Annotated in this window: 13 protein-coding genes; 7 read left to right on the top strand and 6 right to left on the bottom strand. The window is 73.5% G+C overall.

The window, feature by feature from the left end; all coding sequences use genetic code 11:
• The first annotated feature begins 1 nt into the window (after nucleotide 1).
• The 6 genes from Mco01_RS10855 to Mco01_RS10830 all read left to right on the top strand — a co-directional run bounded on the left by Mco01_RS10855 (nucleotide 2) and on the right by Mco01_RS10830 (nucleotide 6,814).
• A complete protein-coding gene (locus Mco01_RS10855; protein ID WP_204056749.1) occupies nucleotides 2-1,216 on the top strand; it encodes a sarcosine oxidase subunit beta family protein in 1,215 nt (404 codons plus the stop codon).
• Between the two features lie 19 nt (nucleotides 1,217-1,235).
• Entirely contained in the window at nucleotides 1,236-1,490 is a 255-nt protein-coding gene (locus tag Mco01_RS10850; RefSeq protein ID WP_204056748.1) for a sarcosine oxidase subunit delta, read from the top strand.
• Nucleotides 1,487-4,288: a 2Fe-2S iron-sulfur cluster-binding protein gene (locus tag Mco01_RS10845; protein ID WP_204056747.1), complete on the top strand. Its 2,802-nt coding sequence runs from the start codon at nucleotides 1,487-1,489 to the stop codon at nucleotides 4,286-4,288. Before Mco01_RS10850 ends, Mco01_RS10845 begins: the two co-directional genes overlap by 4 nt.
• The gene (locus Mco01_RS10840; RefSeq protein ID WP_204056746.1) at nucleotides 4,281-4,838 is read left to right on the top strand and encodes a sarcosine oxidase subunit gamma; all 558 of its coding nucleotides are present in this window, start codon (nucleotides 4,281-4,283) and stop codon (nucleotides 4,836-4,838) included. Before Mco01_RS10845 ends, Mco01_RS10840 begins: the two co-directional genes overlap by 8 nt.
• Before the next feature lie 155 nt (nucleotides 4,839-4,993).
• Nucleotides 4,994-6,028 carry a tryptophan--tRNA ligase gene (gene trpS, locus Mco01_RS10835; RefSeq protein WP_204056745.1) on the top strand — a complete coding sequence of 345 codons (1,035 nt, stop codon included), beginning with the start codon at nucleotides 4,994-4,996 and terminating at the stop codon, nucleotides 6,026-6,028.
• A gap of 66 nt (nucleotides 6,029-6,094) precedes the next feature.
• Nucleotides 6,095-6,814, top strand: a complete 720-nt coding sequence (locus tag Mco01_RS10830; RefSeq protein WP_204056744.1) for a Mut7-C RNAse domain-containing protein — start codon at nucleotides 6,095-6,097, stop codon at nucleotides 6,812-6,814.
• A gap of 32 nt (nucleotides 6,815-6,846) precedes the next feature.
• Here Mco01_RS10830 and Mco01_RS10825 read toward each other — a convergent pair whose 3' ends face one another.
• From Mco01_RS10825 to Mco01_RS10800, 6 genes are all read right to left on the bottom strand, one after another.
• On the bottom strand, nucleotides 6,847-7,146 hold the full coding sequence (locus Mco01_RS10825) for a helix-turn-helix domain-containing protein (RefSeq protein WP_204056743.1): 300 nt from the start codon (nucleotides 7,144-7,146) through the stop codon (nucleotides 6,847-6,849).
• Entirely contained in the window at nucleotides 7,143-7,499 is a 357-nt protein-coding gene (locus tag Mco01_RS10820) for a type II toxin-antitoxin system RelE/ParE family toxin (protein WP_204056742.1), read from the bottom strand. The genes Mco01_RS10825 and Mco01_RS10820 overlap by 4 nt, the downstream gene beginning before the upstream one ends.
• 107 nt (nucleotides 7,500-7,606) lie before the next feature.
• Nucleotides 7,607-8,191: a hypothetical protein gene (locus Mco01_RS10815; RefSeq protein WP_204056741.1), complete on the bottom strand. Its 585-nt coding sequence runs from the start codon at nucleotides 8,189-8,191 to the stop codon at nucleotides 7,607-7,609.
• 67 nt (nucleotides 8,192-8,258) lie between these two features.
• Complete coding sequence (locus tag Mco01_RS10810) at nucleotides 8,259-9,272, bottom strand: cytochrome d ubiquinol oxidase subunit II (RefSeq protein WP_204056740.1); 1,014 nt, start codon at nucleotides 9,270-9,272, stop codon at nucleotides 8,259-8,261.
• Nucleotides 9,272-10,642 carry a cytochrome ubiquinol oxidase subunit I gene (locus Mco01_RS10805; RefSeq protein WP_239103504.1) on the bottom strand — a complete coding sequence of 457 codons (1,371 nt, stop codon included), beginning with the start codon at nucleotides 10,640-10,642 and terminating at the stop codon, nucleotides 9,272-9,274. Before Mco01_RS10805 ends, Mco01_RS10810 begins: the two co-directional genes overlap by 1 nt.
• A 277-nt stretch (nucleotides 10,643-10,919) precedes the next feature.
• Nucleotides 10,920-11,489, bottom strand: a complete 570-nt coding sequence (locus tag Mco01_RS10800) for a CGNR zinc finger domain-containing protein (protein WP_204056739.1) — start codon at nucleotides 11,487-11,489, stop codon at nucleotides 10,920-10,922.
• Between the two features lie 120 nt (nucleotides 11,490-11,609).
• Here Mco01_RS10800 and Mco01_RS10795 point away from each other — a divergent pair, with 120 nt between their 5' ends.
• Nucleotides 11,610-12,626 (top strand): zinc-dependent alcohol dehydrogenase family protein, encoded by a 1,017-nt coding sequence (locus Mco01_RS10795; protein ID WP_204056738.1) that lies wholly within the window; start codon nucleotides 11,610-11,612, stop codon nucleotides 12,624-12,626.
• The last annotated feature ends 6 nt before the right edge of the window (nucleotides 12,627-12,632 follow it).

Raw genomic sequence — 12,632 nt, 5'->3', positions numbered from 1 at the left:
GATGCGCGACGTCCCGCCCCAGCCCGAGCGGCTGTGGACCAGTCCCGAGCCCAAGAGGTCGTACGACGTGGTGATCGTGGGCGCCGGCGGCCACGGCCTGGCCACGGCGTACTACCTGGCCAAGAACCACGGCGTCACCGACGTCGCCGTGCTGGAGCGCGGCTGGCTGGCCGGCGGCAACATGGCACGCAACACCACGATCATCCGGTCCAACTACCTGTGGGACGAGAGCGCCGGGATCTACGAGCACGCGCTCAAGCTCTGGGAGGGGCTGGAGGAGGACCTCGGCTACCCGCTGCTGTTCAGCCAGCGCGGCGTGCTCAACCTGGCCCACAGCCTCCAGGACGTGCGCGACGGCGTCCGCCGGGTGCACGCCAACCGGCTCAACGGCGTGGACGCCGAGTGGCTCGGCCCGGAGGAGGTCAAGGAGGTCTGCCCGATCGTCGACGTCTCCCCCGGCGTCCGCTACCCGGTGCTCGGGGCGACGTACCAGCCGAGGGCCGGCATCGCCAAGCACGACTACGTCGCCTGGGGATACGCGCGGGCGGCCGCCGCGATGGGCGTCCACCTCATCGAGAACTGCGAGGTCACCGGCGTCGAGGTGGTGGACGGCCGGGCCGTGGCCGTGCACACGCCGCTGGGCCGGATCGCCGCGGGGAAGGTGGCCCTGGCCGCCGCCGGGCACACGTCCGTCGTCGCGGAGACCGCGGGGGTGCGGCTGCCGCTGCAGACCCACCCGCTGCAGGCCCTGGTGTCCGAGCTGCTGGAGCCGGTCCACCCGACCGTCGTCATGTCGAACGCCGTGCACGTGTACGTCAGCCAGGCCCACAAGGGTGAGCTCGTCATGGGCGCCGGCATCGACGCGTACAACTCCTACCGCCAGCGGGGGGCGTTCCACGTCATCGAGCGGCAGATGTCGGCGGCGCTGGAGCTGTTCCCGGTCTTCGCCCGGGCCCACGTGCTGCGGACCTGGGCCGGGATCGTCGACGTGAGCCCCGACGCCTCCCCCATCGTCGGGCTCACCCCCGTCGAGGACCTGTACGTCAACTGCGGCTGGGGCACCGGCGGATTCAAGGCGACCCCCGGCGTGGGCTGGTGCTACGCGCACACGATCGCCCACGGCGAGCCGCACCCCCTGGCCGCCCCCTTCTCGCTCGAACGGTTCACCACCGGCGCGCTCGTGGACGAGCACGGCGCCGCGGCCGTCGCCCACTAACGACCTGGAGCCGACCCCGATGCTGTTGATCCCCTGTCCGTGGTGCGGGCCGCGTGACGAGGCCGAGTTCCACTACGGCGGGCAGGCGCACGTCGCCTACCCCGCGGACCCGGCCGCGCTGTCCGACGAGGAGTGGGCGCGGTACCTGTTCTTCCGCGACAACCCGAAGGGCCGCTTCGCGGAGCGGTGGAGCCACACGGCCGGCTGCCGCCGGTGGTTCACGCTCACCCGCGACACCGCGACCGGCGTGTTCGAATCGGAGGCGGGCGCATGACCTCCCGCCGCCGCGAGGGCGTCGCGGGCGAGACGCTGCGGTTCCGGTACGACGGACGCGACTACGAGGGGCTGCGGGGCGACACGCTGGCCGCGGCGCTGCTCGCCAACGGCGTCCGCGCCGTCGTCCGCAGCGGAGGACTCGGCAGGCCCCGCGGGATCTACGCCTCCTGGACCGAGGAGCCCAACGCGCTCGTCCAGATCGAGGAGCCGTTCCCCGAGCCGATGCTCCAGGCCACGACCGTCGAGCTGTACGACGGGCTGGTGGCCACCGGGCTCGGCGGAAGGGGACGCCTGGCCGACCGCCCGGACCCGGCCCGCTACGACGCCGTCCACGCGCACTGCGACGTGCTGGTGGTCGGCGCGGGACCGGCGGGGCTCGCGGCGGCGACCGCTGCGGCCGCCTCCGGGGCCCGGGTGATCCTCGCCGACGACCGGCCGGCGGCCGGGGGCTGCCTGCCCGACACCGGCGAGACCGTCGACGGGGTCTCCGGGACGACCTGGGCCGCCGGCATGCTCGCCGAGCTGGCCGGGCGACCCGAGGCGCGGGTGCTGCCGCGCACCACCGTGTTCGGCTACTACGACGACAACTACCTGGTGGCGGTCGAGCGGCGGGAGGAGGGCGCGGCGTCGCGCGAGCGGATCTGGCGGATCAGGGCCCGGCGCGTCGTGCTGGCCACCGGCGCCCACGAGCGGCCGATCGCCTTCGCCGGCAACGACCGGCCGGGAGTCATGCTGGCCGGCGCGGCCCGGGCCTACGCCAACCGGTACGGCGTGCTCGCGGGCCGCCGCGCGGTCGTGTTCACCACCGGCGACGGCGCGTACGACGCCGCCCGCGACCTCGCCGCGGCCGGCGTCGAGATCGCCGCCGTCGCCGACGTGCGGCGGGACGCCCACGCGCTCGACGAGGCCCTCGCCGTCGCCGGGCCCCTCGCCGGGACCGAGGTGCTGACCGGGCACGTCGTCACGGGCGTCGGGTCGGCCCCGGACGGCTCGGTCGCGTCCGTCACCGTGTCCGGGCCCTCAGGCGAGCGGGAGATCGAGGCCGACCTGCTGCTCGTGTCCGGTGGCTGGAACCCGGTCGTCCACCTGTTCAGCCAGTCGGGCGGCGCCCTGCGGTTCGACGAGGAGCTCCACGCCTTCGTGCCCGGGGAGGCGGCCCAGGCCGTCGAGGTCGCCGGGGCGGCCCGGGGCGTGTACACGCTCGCCGGCTGCCTGGAGGACGGCGTCGCAACCGGGACGCGGGCGGCCGAGGCCGCCGGGTTCCGCGTCCCGCCGCATCCCGTCCCCGCCGCGGAGCGGGTGACGGCGCTGCCGTCCGGGCGTCTGTGGCTGGTGCCCGCCGACGACTACGAGACCCACTTCGTCGACCTCCAGCGCGAGGTCACGGTGGCCGACGTCATGCGGGCGACCGGGGCCGGGCTGCGCTCGGTCGAGCACGTCAAGCGGTACACCACGGCGGGCACGGCCCACGACCAGGGCAAGCTGTTCGGCGTGCTGACGAGCGCGGTCGTCGCCCACGCCACCGGGGTGGAGATCGGCGACCTCGGCACCACCACCTTCCGGGCGCCGTACGCGCCGGTGAGCTTCGCGGCCCTGGCCGGGCGCGACCGCGGCATGCTCCACGACCCCGTCCGGGTCACCTCGCTGCACGGCTGGCACGCGGCGCACGGCGCGCTGTTCGAGAACGTCGGGCAGTGGAAGCGGCCCTGGTACTACCCCCGGCCCGGCGAGGACATGGAGACCGCCGTGCTCCGCGAGTGCCGGGCCGTGCGGGAGGGCGCCGGCGCCATGGACGCCTCCACGCTCGGCAAGATCGACGTGCAGGGCCCCGACGCCGCCGAGTTCCTCGACCGGCTCTACACGAACATGATGAGCACGCTCAAGGTCGGCGCCATCCGGTACGGCGTGATGTGCCGGGCCGACGGCATGGTCTTCGACGACGGCACGGTCATGCGGCTGGCGGAGGACCGGTTCCTGGCCACCACGACCACCGGCAACGCCGCCGCCGTCCTCGACTGGATGGAGGAGTGGCTGCAGACCGAGTGGCCCTCGCTGCGGGTCTACTGCACCTCGGTCACCGAGCACTGGGCCACGGTCGCCCTGGCCGGCCCGCGCTCGCGCGAGGTGCTGGCCGGGCTCGCCCCCGGCCTCGCCGTGGACGCCGCGAGCTTCCCGTTCATGACGTGGCGGGACGCCGAGGTGGCCGGGATCCCGGCCCGGGTCTGCCGGATCAGCTTCTCCGGGGAGCTGGCCTACGAGATCAACGTCAACGCGTGGGACGGCCTCGCCCTCTGGGAGGCGGTCGTGGGCACCGGCGTCGTCACGCCGTACGGGACCGAGACCATGCACGTCCTGCGGGCCGAGAAGGGCTACCCGATCATCGGCCAGGACACCGACGGCACCGTCACCCCCGCCGACCTCGGCATGGACTGGGTGGTGTCGAAGAAGAAGGCCGACTTCGTCGGCAAGCGGTCCCACGCCCGCGCCGACACCTCCCGGCCCGACCGCAAGCACCTGGTGGGCCTGCTCCCGGAGGATCCCGGGCTGCTGCTGCCCGAGGGCGCCCACCTCGTGGCGACCTCCCGGCTGCCCGAGCCGCCGGTGCGGGCGCTCGGGCACGTCACCTCCAGCTACCGCAGCGCCGCGCTCGGGCGCACGTTCGCGCTCGCCCTGGTCAGCGGCGGGCGCGAGCGGATCGGCGAGCGGCTGTACGTCCCGCTGGGCGGCGACCCGGTGCCCGTGACCGTCACCCACCACGTCCTCTACGACCCCGAGGGAGCCCGCCGCGATGGCTGAGCGACTGAGCCCGCTGGCCGGGTTCGAGCCGGTGTCCGCCGAGAGCCTGCGCATCGAGGAGATCCCGTTCCTCACGCAGCTCGACGTGCGGGTCGACCCGAAGAGCCGGGCCGCGGCCGAGATCGGGCTCGCCCTCGGCGTCCCGCTGCCCACCGAGCCGGGCACGTACGCGAGCGGCGACTGCGACGTCCTCTGGACGGGACCCGACGAGTGGCTGGTGCTCGCCCCGCCCGGCGCCGAGGGCCTGGAGGGCCGGCTGCGGGAGGCCTGCGCGGGCGCCCACGTGGGGATCACCGACGTCTCGGCACAGCGGACGGCCGTCCTCGTGGACGGCCCCCGCTCCCGCGACCTGCTGGCCCACGGCTGCGCCCTCGACCTGCACCCGCGGGTGTTCGGACCGGGCCGCTGCGCCCAGACCGTGCTCGCCCGGGCGCAGGTCGTGCTGGCAGCCAGGGAGGGCGACGCGTTCATGATCCTCGTCCGCTCGTCCTTCGCCGGCTACCTGGGCGCCTGGCTGCTCGACGCCGCGGCGGAACACCTTCTAGACTGATCCACATGAACCGTACGTCGTGCCTGAACTGGTGGCGCTCCTCGTAGGAGCGGCTGTCACGCACGACCGGGGCCGTTCGAATGGACGGCCCTTCTCGTTCTCCTCGTCCGGCGGGGCCGCCTTCGGCGGACCCGCCCATCACCGAGGAGAACACCATGACCACAACCGCACCAGCCGGACCGCTGACATTCGACGACGTCCGGCGCGACCCCGGCCGTTTTCGCGTTCTGACCGGGGACCGCCCCACGGGACGGCTGCACCTGGGCCACTACTTCGGCACCGTGCACAATCGCGTGCGCCTGCAGGACATCGGCGTGGAACTGATGGTCCTCATCGCCGACTACCAGGTGCTGACCGACCGCGACGTGGCCGAACGACCGGCCGAGCACGCCGAGGAGATCGTGCTCGACTACCTCGCCGCCGGCGTCGACCCCACCCAGGCCACGATCTTCGCCCACAGCGCGGTCCCCGCGCTCAACCAGCTGCTCCTGCCGTTCCTCAGCCTGGTGTCGGTCGCGGAGCTCGGCCGCAACCCCACGGTGAAGGACGAGATCGCCCACTCGCGGCAGTCGTCCGTCAGCGGGCTGATGTTCACCTACCCGGCGCACCAGGCGGCCGACATCCTGTTCTGCAAGGCCAACCTGGTGCCGGTCGGCCAGGACCAGCTACCCCATCTGGAGCTCACCCGCACCGTGGCCCGCCGCTTCAACAGCCGCTACGCCGAGATCTTCCCCGAGCCGGAGGCCCTGCTGTCCGCGGCGCCGCTGCTGCTGGGCGTCGACGGCGCCAAGATGAGCAAGAGCCGGGGCAACGCCATCGCGCTGGCGGCGACCGCCGACGAGACCGCGGCGCTCATCCGCGGCGCGAAGACCGATGCCCTCCGGCACATCACCTACGACCCCGCGGGCCGGCCCGAGGTCTCCAACCTGGTCCTCCTGGCGGCGCTGTGCCTCGACCGGGATCCGTACGAGGTCGCCGGGGAGATCGGCGGCCGGGGCGCGGCCGCGCTCAAGGCCGTGGTCACCGAGGCGGTCAACGAGCGCCTGGCGCCGCTCCGCGAGCGCCGCGCCCTCCACGCCCGGGACCGGGACCACGTCAGGCGGGTGCTGCGCGAGGGCAACGAACGCGCCGCCGCGATCGCCGACACGACGCTGACCGAGGTGAGGGCCGCGATGAACATGGTGTACTGAAGCGCCGCCGGCTCCGTCCCGTCCGGTCCCGTCCGGGTCGTGCCGGGAGGGGGGCATGCTGGGGTCATGGACGTGACGCGCGTGCCGGTGCGCTTCGCGCCGGAGCTGTGGATGTTCCTCCAGCCCCGCGACCGCCGCTCGCCGCTGCCGCTCCCCTACGACGGGGCGTCCTCGCTGGGCCACCTGGTCGAGTCGGCGGGGGTGCCGCTGACCGAGGTCGGCGGGCTGGTCGCGGAAGGCCGGCCGGTCCCCCCGTCGTACCGGCCGGTCCCCGGGGAGGCGGTGGAGGTGCTCGCGGTGGCCCGGCCGCAGCGGGTGCCGAACCCCCGGTTCGTGCTCGACGTCCACCTCGGCACGCTGGCCCGGCGGCTGCGCCTGGTCGGGGTGGACGTCGCCTACCGCAACGACATGGACGACGACGCCCTGGTGGAGCAGGCCAACGCCGAGCGGAGGGTCCTGCTCACCCAGGACCGGGGGATCCTCCGCCGCCGTTCGCTCCGGCTGGGGGCCCACGTCCGGGGCTCCCGGCCGGACGAGCAGTTCCTCGACGTGCTCGACCGCTTCCGCCCTCCGCTCGCCCCCTGGACCCGGTGCACCGCCTGCAACGGCACCCTGGCGCGGGTGGACCGCGACGAGGTGGCGGAGAGCCTGCCGCCCGGCACCCGCCGCACCTACGACGCCTTCGTCCGCTGCCTCGCCTGCGGCCGCGTGTACTGGCACGGCGCCCACGGCAGCCGCCTCGACGCCATCGTCCGAACCGCCACCCGCGCCGTCTCCGGCCGCTGAGCTCCTCGCCCGCCCGCCCCGCTCGTCGTCTTTCAGGCGGCCGGGGCCCGCGGGGTGAGACGGACCTCGACGTGCGCGTCCAGGGCGCGTGCAAGCCGTTCGAGCACCGGAAGCGTGGGGATCGTTCCTCCCGCCTCGAACCGGGCCACCGCCGACTGCGTCATCCCCGCCTCGCGCGCCAGATCGTTCTGGCTCCACCCGCGCCCTTCGCGCATGGCCCGGACCGTCCTGCCCAGTTCGTAGGCCAGGCGGGTGGCCTCGTACGCCTCGCGCGCGCCGGGCTCCGTCAAGCGGCGATCTCTGAGCTCTCGCCAGCTCTCCTGCTCGCTCATGCCGTCTCCTCTTCCTCATCGGCGGTGTGCGCCAGGTCGATGCACCGCCGCATGGCTCTACGTGCGCGCCCGATCTCACGGTCGTCACGCGTCCGCGTTTTGTGGAAGACGGTCAAGAGCACGATCCGGCGTTGAGGTGCGATCCAGTAGGTGATGCGCACGGCGAACTCGTCGAGGTGGAACCGGAGCTCCCGTAACTTGCCATCGAGCTGCTTCGTGTACGGCTCTCCCAGGAGAGGCCCCTCTGCGGCAAGTAGATCGACATAGAAAGCCACCCTCGCAAACGACGCCGCAGGCAGGGACTCCAGCCATGTGCGGACCTCTGGTTCCAATTCCACCGTACCCCAGCTCATAGCGTTGATGCTATGGGCACCTGTCTGATTACGTCTTGTGTTTAATCCATTACAGGGTCCTGGGGCTGGGAAGCAGCGCCCTCACAGGCGAGGAGACGGCGGAGCCTTCAGCCGCCGGGGGCGACCTCGTTGTTCGGGGCGCCGTCGCCGGCGGTCGGCAGGTCGCCGCGTTCGACGGGGACGCGTGCCGGCGGCGGGGTGGCGTTCTCGTCGTCGGTCGCGGGACGCGCCCCCGCGACGGCGGCCTTGAGCGCCGCCCGGCCGACGTCGGCGGCCCTGCCGCTGAGCCGGATGAGGGCATCCCCGCGGAGGACCACGTACTCCTGGCGGTCACCGGCCAGGCGGTACCACCCCACGTCATCGTGGTCGCAGACGACCTCGGCGTCCGGAGGCGCGGCCTCGACGGGGACGGCGGCGCACATCTCGTCGTCGAACGTGCCCCGGTCGACACGCAGTTCCACCTGACGCCCCTCGGGCGACGCGTAGAAGGCGCCGAACCCCTCCTCGTTGACGACGCCGAGCGACTGCTCGGCCAGCTCGTGCCCCGGCAGGTCGACCAGATAGACGAGGTCCGGGGAGACACCCAGCTCGCGCAGCCGGCCCATGTCCACGCTGCCCGGCGCGGCCAGGGATCCGCAGCCGCCCAAGCCGGCGACCGCGAGGGCCGCCATCATGATCATCCTGCCCTTCATGCGGTCATTCTCACCCACCGGCTCGTGGTCGTGGCGGCCTCTCCCCCGGGACGTACGGCGAAGAGGGTCAGTGGGAGGCGTCCTCGGTGTAGGGGAGGCGGCGCTGGACGGCGAGCAGCAGCGCGATCGACGGCAGGACGAGGACGGCGGCCACGACGGCGACGGCGAGGACGGCGTGGAGGACGGCCGGATGGGCGGCGGCCTCCTGGTACGGGACCCGGGGCGGCAGCATGAACGGGTACTGGGCGACCGGCCAGCCCCATATCACGGCGGTGACGGCGAGGACGGCCGTGACGCGGACGAGCAGGTAGCGCCGCCACCACAGCAGCGCGAGCGACGCGACCCCCAGCAGCGCGCTGGCGAGCACGAGCGGCAGCGCCCGGTGGGTGAGGCCGGTGAACAGCCGGGGCGCGTCCCAGCGGAGCACGGCGACGCCGAGGAGGGCGACGGCCCCGGTGGCCACGGCGGCCGCCAGCGCGCGGCGCCGGAACAGGTCCGCCAGCCCGGGGACGCCGGAACGCGCGGCCTCGTCGCACAGGTAGACGGCGGCGAGGTAGGCGCACACGACGACCGCGAGCACGCCGCCCAGCAGCGAGGACGGGTTGACCCAGCTCCCCACGAGAGCCCCCCGGGCGAGGCCGGGCGGGACCCTGCCGGACGCGACGGCTCCGGCGACCGCGCCGAGGAAGAACGGCGTGACGACCGAGGCCAGCGCGAACTCCCCGCCGAACAGCCGCTGCTGCCACAGCTCCGTGCTGCTCTTGCGGAAGGCGAAGGCGGCGCCCCTGGCGATGATCCCGAACGCGGCCAGCGTCAGCGGGATGTACAGCGTGGACATCACGGCCGCGAAGACCGGCGGGAACCCGGTCCACAGCAGGACGAGCACGAAGATCAGCCAGACGTGGTTGGCCTCCCAGACCGGTCCGATGGTGTGCTCGATGAGGCGCCGCTGCGGCATGCCCTCACGCGCCCGGCCGGCCAGCAGGTCCCAGATGCCGCCGCCGAAGTCGGCGCCGCCGAGCAGCGCGTACAGGGTGAGGCTTGCCCACATCACCGCCAGCAGGACCTGGGCAGCGTCCATCAGGCGGCCGCCGCTTCCTGGGGGGCGACCCGCCACCGGCGCGTCATGTGCCGCAGGACGTACACCGTCGAGACCGTCAGAACCGTGTACACCACGACCAGCAGGACGAAACCGGCCCACAGGCCGGGCGCCGGGTTGACGGCTTGCGACGTGCGCAGCCTGCCGTACACGACCCAGGGCTGCCGCCCCAGCTCGGTCACCACCCAGCCGGCCTCGACCGCGAGGACGGCGAGGACGCCCGAGGCCGCGGCCAGCCGGAGGAACCATGGCGACCGCGGCAGGTCCCGACGCCTCCACCATGAAAGCGCGAGCCACGCCGCCAGGAGCAGGAGCAGGAACCCGATCCCGACCATCGTGTCGAAGGCCAGGTGGACGGGCGTGACGGGCGGCCGGTCGCCGGGCGGCGTCCGGTCGAGGCCCTGGACGACGGCGCTCGGCCGGTACCCGACCAGCATCGACAGGGCGCTCGGGATCTCGACGCCGTACCGCATGCGGTCGTCGACGAAGACCCCGCCGAGGGTGAGCGGCGCGTACGGTCCGGTGCGGTACACCCCCTCCATCGCGGCCAGCTTCGTGGGCTGGTAGGTGGACAGGAAGCGCGCGGCGTAGTCCCCCACCACGATCTGGACGGGGGTGAGCGCTGCCGCCAGCGTGAACGGCACGAGGAACCCGAGCCGGTGGTGGCGGTCCCGCCGTCCGCGCAGCAGTCCTACGGCATACACCGAGGCCGTCACGTACCCCGAGACCATGAACGCAGCGATGATCATGTGAATGGTCTGCGGCGGGGTGGCCGGGTTGAACATGGCCCGCCAGGGCGACACGTTCGTGATCCGGCCGTTGGCCAGGTCGAACCCGCGGGGCTGGTTCATCCAGGCGTTGGCCGTGACGATGAAGAACGCCGAGGCGACGCCCGCGACCAGCACCGGGACGCCGCTCAGCAGGTGGGCCCGGGGGGACAGCCGGTCCCAGGCGTAGAGGTAGATCCCGAGGAAGATCGCCTCCAGGAAGAACGCGATCCCCTCCAGGGCGAACGGCAGCCCGACCACCTGGCCGTACACGCCCATCAGGCCGGGCCACAACAGGCCCATCTCGAAGCTGAGGATCGTGCCCGACACGGCGCCGACCGCGAACACGACGCCCACGGCCTGCGCCCAGCGCCGGGCGAGCCGCATGTGGCCGGGGTCCCCGGTCCGTACGGCCCGCCACTCGGTGAACAGCAGCAGGGCGGGCATGCCGACCCCGAGGCAGGCAACGATGATGTGCCAGCCGAGCGACAGGGCCATCTGCATGCGGGCCGCCGCCAAATCCACCGCGCCCGCCGGGTCCAGGGGCCCGACCACCCCGGCCCCGCCGTCGAGGGGCCCGATCACCGTGGCCGTCCACGCGTGCGCGACGCCGGCGGCCGCCCCGCCGTGCGGGTCGCGATCACCGCGGCCGTCCCCGTCCCCGGCGGCGTCCGCGCGCGGGCGAGCGCCGCAGCCCGCGCGGGCCGTGCCCGACAGCCATGACAGCCTCCCTCACCCCGTCCTCGGGGCAGGGCCTACCCGGCCTCAGGACCGGACATACTCCCAGGTGGACGGGCCGGACCGATGCCTTGACCGTTCCTTTCCCGTAAGGGGCTGTTCCATGGGGCGGGCCGACGCGGTCTCACACCGAGCGTCTGGCCCGTGCCCGGTACGCGGCCACGTTGGTCCGGTTTCCGCACATCTCGTAGGAGTGCCACCGCTGGGTGCGGCTGCGCGTGGTGTCGTAGAAGGCGTGCGAGCAGTCCGCGTTGGCGCAGACGCGGATCCGTGAGAACTGCCCCTGCGCGACCAGTTCCGCCACGGCGCGGACGACGGCGCCCACGACCGGCGGACCGGACACCTGCAGCAGGGCGACGCGCCCGTCGCCATCGAAGACGTGGCGGAACGCCGTCGTGGCGGTCGTCTCGTTCACGTCGGCCCACGCCGCCTTCGCCGCTTCGGCGCCGGGCTGGGAGACGACGTCGACGAGGCTGTCCCGCAGCCGGCGCAGCTGGGCGATGTCGCCCTCGGACGGGGGCGGCAGGGCCGGTTCACGGAACGGGCGCAGGATCCGCTCGGCGATCTCGGGGTCGGCGAGCGTGTCCGGGGTCAGCGGCGTGGCGTGCGGGCGTGAGTTCAGCAGTTCCACGATCGCGTCCGCGAGAGCGGGCGCCTGCCGCGGCGCCGCGCCCGTCGTCTCCTGGCTGACCATGCCCCCAGCATACGGCGACATGGTCATCGACGAAAGCCCTTTACATAGCTCGCGGAGCCCTGCTAGAACTGACAGCGTCAAACCCAGAAAGACCATTACATCACTGAAGGGCCACCCGCTATGAGCCGTCTCGTTCTCACCGCCGTCGGCGGCGATCTCCAGGACACCGTCGCGCTGGTCGAAGACCAGGACCCGCCCCTCGCTCCGGGCGACGTGCTGGTCGAGGTGGATGCGGCACCGATCAACAACGCGGACCTGTTGTTCACCATGGGCTGGTTCTCCGCCCAGCCCCAGCTGCCGCAGGCCCTGGGCGCCGAGGGCGTCGGGCGCGTCGTGCGGGCCGGCGAAGACGTGGACCGGACGCTGGTCGGCCGGCGCGTCCTCATCCTGCCCACCTTCGTCCACGGGACGTGGACCGACCAGGTCGTCGTTCCGGCGAGCGCCGTCGTCCCGATCTCCGTCACGGACGGGGCGGACGCCCTGCAGCTCGCGATGCTGCCCGTCAATCCCGCCACGGCCTATGCGCTGCTCAACGACTACGCGGCGCTGCGGCCCGGCGACTGGATCGGCCTGAACCTGGCCAACTCCGCGGTCGGGCACCACGTCATCGCCCTGGCCAGGCGGGCGGGGATCAGGACGCTGGCCGTCGTCAGGCGGGAGGCGGCAGCCGAGCAGGTCCGCGCCCTGGGAGCGGACGCCGTCGTCGTCGACGGCGCCGACCTGGGCGAGCGCATCTCCGCCGCGTTGGGAGGCGAGCGGTTGCGGCTGGCTCTGGAGGGCACTGCCGACCCCGGGCAGACCGCAGCGCTGGTGCAGTCGCTGGAGGACGGCGGCACCGTGGTCACCTTCGCGGCGGCCACCGGACAGGCGCCCTCCGTCCCCGTGGGCGACCTGATCTACCGCGGCATCGTCCTGCGTGCCTTCTTCATCCTCAACTGGATCCGCGACACCCCACGCAAGGAGCTCGAGGGCGTGTACGCCGAGCTGGCCGACCTGGTCGAGCAGGGCGTGCTCAAGGCCCCGGTCGAGGCGACATATCCCCTGAGGGACCACCGCGCCGCCCTGGCCCACGCGGCCAGGGCCGAGCGCTCCGGCAAGGTCCTGTTCGTGCCGCGCGATCGACGCCGGCCCGCATGACCCGTT

It is taken from the genome of Microbispora corallina, from assembly GCF_016863035.1.
In the GTDB taxonomy this organism is placed as follows: Bacteria; Actinomycetota; Actinomycetes; order Streptosporangiales; family Streptosporangiaceae; genus Microbispora; species Microbispora corallina.
The sequence above is the reverse complement of the archived record's forward strand: the minus strand, read 5'-3'. Positions and strand labels throughout refer to the sequence as shown.